This window comes from Inquilinus sp. (assembly GCF_057815775.1).
Genome location: NZ_JBYRFX010000195.1, coordinates 1 through 4,404 on the forward strand (window position 1 = coordinate 1; position 4,404 = coordinate 4,404).

Sequence of the window (4,404 nt, forward strand, 5' to 3'; positions counted from 1 at the left end):
GATGTCGATCCGCTACCAGAACGGCCAGATCAAAATCAAAGGCGCTGGCGGGAGCGAGGCTTCGGACGACCCTGCAAATCAGCCCGAGCTCGGCAAGATCAAGAAAGTCCCCAAGGACGAGTGGCTGGATTTCAAGTTCAAAGTGATCTGGCAGCAATCGGGCTCTGCCGAGGTGACGTGCTTCCTCAATGGCAAGGAGATCTTCAAGAAAGAGGAGAAGCTTGGCTATCCCGGACGGATCAAAGGGCCTTATTTCATGTTCGGCTTGAAGACAGAAAGCCTTGCCCCCGGGAAGGACTTGACGGCGTATTTCGACAACTACAGCCACGGCCAGAGCGACAAGGATGTCGACCCAGGGGTACTACACGCTGAGAAAACCTCACCTCAACGAGCTTCTGTCGAGCAAATGGACAGAATCGCGCGCAGATGAACTTTCCCTACATCAACTTTGAGACATGACAAGAATTGCTCATCCGTTTTCAGATGTCGGAAGCCTGTATGCAGCTCTTGTCATGGCCTCGGAAGGAAGAGCCTTCGGACCCTCTCCTCTCACCGGCCGTCGCGGTGCCGACTGCTCCGCCACCGCGGCCAGGGTGGCGTAGCGGCGATCGGTTTCGGTGATGTATTCGCGGGTGAACGGGGCGGCGTCCCGCTTCCGGGCCAGCTGGATCTGGAACACCATGCAGCCGGCCAGGCGGAATTCGTTCTCGCAGGCCACCAGATAGAACTCCCACATCCGGCTGAAGCGTTCGTCGTGGGGCGGCGGATGGTGGCCAGCTGCGGCCCCAGCCGCACGTGGCTGTCGGGGGTGGCCAGCAGGTCGTTCACCACGGCAACCGCGGCGATGCCGACGACGATCGCGGCGCCCCGGACGGCTGCCGTCTGGAAAACCAGCTGCGGCGTGTCCAGTTGCTCGATGGCGACGATCGCCACGGTCTAGCCGGTCAGCCCGCTGCACGGGAACGGTTGCCCTCCAGGACCACGGCGGCGTAGACGCCGAGCCCCAGCCAACCGGCGAAGCCGGCCAGCATCAGGTTCCTGGTCTGGGAGAACGGGCCGGCGATGACGATGGCGGCCGTGACGCCGAGAACCGTCGCGAGCAGCCGATACCAGGCCTTCTCCAGCGCCGGCCCACGGGTCGGCGCCGCCAGGATCGCAACGGTGATCGCCGCGGCGGACGGCACCTCGATCTGCATCCAGAAGCCCGCTGCCAGCGCGACGACGACGGCGATCCAGATGCGGATCCCGAACGCCCAGCAGGGCAACGGAACTCGGGCAAAATGCAACGAGCGCAGGGTGGTCGCGGTGCTCATCGGATCGCTTCTCGCAGGGACGACGGCGTGCCGCGCCACCGTCATTGTCAGGGGATGTTCCCAACGATCATTTCCCAGACGTCATGGCCCTTGCCGTGCAGCATGGCCTTAGCGGTGTAGACCGCCATTCCGACCACGGCCTCGGGCGACACGAATGGGGACGGTGGTGTCACGAGCTGCATGGGATTGACCTTCACATGCAGCAGTGCCGGACCGGGCTGCGCGAGCCAGGCCTCGACCGCCTCCTCAAGCTCACCCGCTTTCGAGACGCAGCGCCCCCAGAGACCCACCACCTCGGCGAGCTTGCCGAAATCCGGGTTTTTCAGGTCCGTGTACACCGGCTCCAAGCCGGCGGCCTTCTGCTCGATATCGACGAAGCCGAGCTTGCCGTTGTCGAAGACCACGATCTTGATCGGCAGGTTCTCCTGCACCACAGTCAGCAGATCGCCGAGCAGCATGGTGAATCCGCCGTCGCCCGCCATGCAGATTACTTGCCGACCGGGCTGGCACTTCTGCAGTCCGATCGCCGAGGGCATCCCGCCCGCCATCGTGCCGTGTAGAAGGCTGGCGAAGGTCCTGCGTTTGCCGCCGGTGTCGACATGGCGAAGCGTCCAGACTGCCACCGTGCCGTCGTCGGCCGAGAACAGCGCGTCCTCGGCCGCGCGCTTGTTGATGATCTTGGCGAGGTAGGTCCCGGGGATCTTGGCATCGGCGCCGGAGACGGCCTCGGCATCCGCCGCAGCCCGATCTTTCCGGCGGCGCTCCATGGAGTTGGCGAGGAAGTTCTCGTCCGAATGCGGCCGGAGGCGGGGCAGCAGCGCATCCAACGTCGCCTCGATATCCCCGACGGCGCCAACTGTGACCGGATGCCGTCGGCCGATATGGGTCGGGTCCGCATCGATCTGGATGATCCTGGCCTTGCTCGGATAGAACTGGCTCCAGGCGAAATCCGATCCGAGCAACAGCAGCACGTCGCAGTCGAGGATGGCATGATAGCCTGCGGGCTGGCCGATGATGCCGGTCATGCCCACGTTGTAGGGATTGTCGTACTCGACGAAGTCTTTGCCTCGCGACGTGTGGGCCATCGGGGCCTTGAGCCGCGCCGCGGTGGCGACCACCTGATCATGAGCCCCCGCGCAGCCGGCGCCCGCATAGATCGTGATCGCGTCGCTCTCGTTGAGGATGGCCGCGATCTCGTCGAGATCGGCGTCGGTCGGGCGAACCAGGGGGCGACGCGCATGGACGGCGTACGGTGCTTCGTCGTGCGCTGCGGCGTTGGCGATGTCCGCCGGCACGACGAGCACGGCGACGCCGCGCTTCGTGAGCGCCGCCTGACAGGCCGCGACCGTCTTGCGCCGGGCCTGCTCGGGCGTCACGATCATCTCGCAATAGACGCTGCAACCCTTGAACACATCGTTCAAATCGATCTCCTGTATCGACTGGAACCCGAGGTCCTGCCGAACGATCTGGGTTGCGATCAGGACGACCGGCGCGCGGTTGCGGTTGGCTTCATAGAGCCCGTTGATGAAGTGGAGGCTACCGGGTCCACAGGTGCCCGCACAGGCGGTGAGGCGGCCCGTGAGCTGCGCCTCCGCTCCCGCTGCGAAGGCGCCGGCCTCCTCATGCCGCATGCTGACCCAGTCGATGTCGCTGCGATCGATGGCGTGCGCGATCCGGTTCAGCGTGTCGCCGACGATCCCGTAGCACGTCTTCACGCCGGCTGCCTGCAGCGTCTCGACCAATAGATCGGCCACTCTCTTGCTCATCGCAGAACCTCACATGTCGCTGGGTCAAATTCGTGAACGGAGTTTCGCCGTGCCGATTCTCGCATACGGCCTTCGGCGCGGATCGAGGCTCCGCCGCCAGAGATAGTGCTGAGGTCCGGCTCGGCCCTATCCCCCCTTTGGGGGGGGGCGCCGCGTCTCTCGGGGGAGCGGCGGGCGACGCCCGGATCGTTGTCAGACCGCCGCGAAGGCGCTCGAACGTCGAACGGAGCGGGTCCCCCTCCGGCAGCGTGCCGGCGAGGCATTTCCAGATGGCTGCGCCGAGGCGACTGTGTTTTCCCGACTGGCGGATATGCGCCCCGGACGCGATTCATCCCGCGGACCCTGCTGCCGCTGTTCAAGGAAATGACCTGGTCGCCGCTCGGCGCCAACGCCAGCGCTGCCGGCCGTGCGCGCGTCGACGTCGGTGCAAAGGCTCGGTCAATGTGGAGATAAGAATTAGCCTTGTGCGTCCGGCATCGGAGCTTCGCTCTGTTGCTTATGCTCCTGGCGACATCGCTTGCGATCGCCGCTGTCGAGGTGGTCGACGGCGACACCCTGAGGATCGAGGGCCAGCGCGTACGGATGTGGGGCTTTGACGCCCCAGAACGTCGCCAGACCTGCATGATCAATGGCGTCGACCGCGCGATCGGTTCGGAGGCCATCGAAGGACTGACGGCGATCCTGGCCGGCGGGACGATGCAGGCTCCTTCGCGCTTGCGGAGCGCCGGCAGCGCGGCGCGCGTCGTCTCGATCAGGCCGAACACATTCGCCTCGAACACCGGACAATATTCGCCGGGCTCCACCTCCTCGATCGCCCCCAAAAAGCCAAAGCCGGCGTTGTTCACCAGGACATCGAGGCCGCCGAAGGCGCTTTCGGCCAGCGCGACGGCCGCCGCGGCGGCGCCGGGCTGGGTCACGTCGAGCGCCACGCCACGCACCGTATCGGGGAAACGGTTGCACAGCGCCTGCAAGGCCTCGATCGAACGCGCGGTGGCGACAAGGCGGTCGCCACGCCCAGCGACCGCCTCGGCAAGTTGTTTTCCCAAGCCGGACGAGCATCCGGTGATCAGCCAGGTCTTCATCAAATCCACCTGCGATGCGCCTGACGAGGGCCGCTTCACGCAGGCGGATCTCGACCGCCTGGTGCACGACTTCCCGCAGATCCCGACGATCGTGATGGGCGGCATCGAGGACCCGGCGCATGTCGTCGGCATCCTGACCTGCGGCGCCCGCGGGTACATTCCGACGAGCGTCAGCCTGACCGTCGCCGTCGGGGCGATCTCCCTGGCCCAGGCCGGCGGCGTGTTCGCACCGGCCAGCAGCCT

The 4,404-nt window shown here is 65.6% G+C and carries 5 protein-coding genes; 1 reads left to right on the forward strand and 4 read right to left on the reverse strand.

The window, feature by feature from the left end; translation table 11 throughout:
- The coding region (locus AC3XYG_RS06940; protein ID WP_489139079.1) for a heparin lyase I family protein at positions 1-430 on the forward strand (430 nt) is incomplete at its 5' end.
- Between the two features lie 39 nt (positions 431-469).
- On the opposite strand, the gene AC3XYG_RS06945 is transcribed toward AC3XYG_RS06940, so the two are convergent.
- From AC3XYG_RS06945 to AC3XYG_RS06960, 4 genes are all read right to left on the reverse strand, one after another.
- Positions 470-736: a hypothetical protein gene (locus AC3XYG_RS06945; protein ID WP_489139080.1), complete on the reverse strand. Its 267-nt coding sequence runs from the start codon at positions 734-736 to the stop codon at positions 470-472.
- 208 nt (positions 737-944) lie between these two features.
- Positions 945-1,313 carry an FUSC family protein gene (locus AC3XYG_RS06950; protein WP_489139081.1) on the reverse strand — a complete coding sequence of 123 codons (369 nt, stop codon included), beginning with the start codon at positions 1,311-1,313 and terminating at the stop codon, positions 945-947.
- Between the two features lie 47 nt (positions 1,314-1,360).
- Positions 1,361-3,079: a thiamine pyrophosphate-dependent enzyme gene (locus tag AC3XYG_RS06955; RefSeq protein WP_489139082.1), complete on the reverse strand. Its 1,719-nt coding sequence runs from the start codon at positions 3,077-3,079 to the stop codon at positions 1,361-1,363.
- Positions 3,076-4,320, reverse strand: coding sequence for an SDR family NAD(P)-dependent oxidoreductase (locus AC3XYG_RS06960; protein ID WP_489139083.1), 1,245 nt, complete (start codon positions 4,318-4,320; stop codon positions 3,076-3,078). The genes AC3XYG_RS06955 and AC3XYG_RS06960 overlap by 4 nt, the downstream gene beginning before the upstream one ends.
- Between the last annotated feature and the right edge of the window lie 84 nt (positions 4,321-4,404).